The organism is Alcanivorax sp. HI0044 (genome assembly GCF_001634945.1).
The window spans coordinates 1-688 of sequence record NZ_LWEZ01000168.1 but is presented as its reverse complement, the minus strand read 5'-3'; the positions used below and the strand labels follow the sequence as shown (position 1 = coordinate 688).

General features: G+C 61.6%; 2 protein-coding genes. One reads left to right on the top strand and one right to left on the bottom strand.

What is annotated here, in order from left to right; all coding sequences use genetic code 11:
* A partial coding sequence (locus tag A3730_RS30885; protein ID WP_197477225.1) for a hypothetical protein occupies positions 1-210 on the top strand: 210 nt, incomplete at its 5' end.
* A gap of 10 nt (positions 211-220) precedes the next feature.
* Here the strand turns inward: A3730_RS30885 and A3730_RS01995 are convergent.
* Positions 221-502: a DUF4189 domain-containing protein gene (locus tag A3730_RS01995; RefSeq protein WP_063519054.1), complete on the bottom strand. Its 282-nt coding sequence runs from the start codon at positions 500-502 to the stop codon at positions 221-223.
* Between the last annotated feature and the right edge of the window lie 186 nt (positions 503-688).

Genomic DNA, 688 nt, shown 5'->3' with positions numbered 1-688 from the left:
GTCACGGCATACCAGCCCGGTAGCGGCGACGCGCCAGCGACACTCAGCCTGGACCTGACCCGCCATCGCGACACCATAAAACCGGCGGCGATCAATGTGCTGTGGTTGCTACTGGCCGCAGGTCTTCTGTTCGGACACGGGGTCATGGCTGCGGTGCGATTTGCCCAGCACAAAAAAAGACACCAGGCGGTTGCCGCCCTGTACGCCTGAAGCCAGCGACTTAGCCGTTACAACCCCAGGCACGCACCATGCAGCGCTGGCCACCCTGACGGGCGCAATACTGCAGCGCTGTGCTCTGGGCCTGGCTGCCGCTGGAGGCGGTGCCCCAGCCATAGGCGGAGCTTCCCGAGGACTGATCCGCCGCATAGGCAGCACAGCCCCTGGAGAACGTCTGCACCACCCGACAACCGTAACCGCATTCGCTCAGTGCGCGAGACTGGGCCTGCTGCATGCTTTGATGATTATAGCTGAAGCCGTACTGATCACCCTGATTGCTGTCGATGGCTAGGGGAGCCTCTGAATAACTCCTTGCATGCTCAGTCTTTCAGGCTGGCTCGCAATCTAGGCGCGATTTTGATGGCATGCTGGTTGCCTGTCGAAAAAGCGCAACAACGAGTGCGGGCCAGCCTGGAAGACCCGGAGGGCGCGGCCTGAAGGGCACATCTGCTGCGCTTTGTCGCTAGGAAAG